1 protein-coding gene and 1 pseudogene are annotated in these 673 nt (G+C 61.5%); one reads left to right on the top strand and one right to left on the bottom strand.

From position 1 onward, the window contains the following. Positions 1-543: enolase C-terminal domain-like protein (locus NW838_RS08480; RefSeq protein ID WP_414427857.1), on the top strand; the 543-nt coding region annotated here is incomplete at its 5' end. Here NW838_RS08480 and prfB read toward each other — a convergent pair. Then, positions 540-673: pseudogene (prfB, locus tag NW838_RS08475) on the bottom strand (peptide chain release factor 2); the annotation flags it as partial. The gene NW838_RS08480 and the pseudogene prfB sit on opposite strands and share 4 nt — an antisense overlap.

Raw genomic sequence — 673 nt, 5'->3', positions numbered from 1 at the left:
GGATCCCGTCTGCGTTTGGATGCCAATGGGGGGTTAACGCTTGCGGAGGCCCACCGGTGGCTGATGGTTTGTGATCGGCTCAACCAGGCCTCGCCGGTCAAGATTGAGTTTTTGGAGCAGCCTCTGCCGCCGGATCAGCACGCCCATTTGGTGGAGCTCAGCCGCCAGTACCAAACCCCCGTTGCTTTGGATGAATCGCGGGCCTGCCTGGAGCAGTTGAAAGCGATCCATCTTTCAGGATGGAAAGGGATCCTGGTGGTGAAGCCGTCTCTGGTGGGCTCCTGCATTGCGCTGCGAGAGTATCTCAGCTGCCATCCCGGCCTGGATCTGGTCTTTTCTTCGGCGCTGGAGACTCCCATCGGCGCCTGGCACGGGTTGGCTTGGGCGGGATCCCTGCAAGCCAAAACCGCCTCTCCCCGGGCCGTGGGATGGGGGGTAGGGGAGTTTTTCCAGGAAGGGGATCCCCTGACCTTGACCCAGCTCTCAGCCCAGGAGCGGGCTGCCCTCATGCAGGCGGTGTGGGAGCGCTACAGCCGGCCCTAGACTGCGGCGGCCTGTTGTTTGGCGTATTCCTGCCGCAGATAGGCCTGGATAAAATGCATCAGCTCCTCCGGCTCGCCGTTCATAAAGGCCTCGACATTGTAGGTTTCGGCGTTGGTGCGGTGATCCTTGA

The sequence above is a fragment of the Synechococcus sp. R55.2 genome (assembly GCF_047462075.1).
In the GTDB taxonomy this organism is placed as follows: domain Bacteria; phylum Cyanobacteriota; class Cyanobacteriia; order Thermostichales; family Thermostichaceae; genus Thermostichus.
Note: the sequence above shows the minus strand (reverse complement) of the source record. Positions and strands in the feature narration are given on the sequence as shown.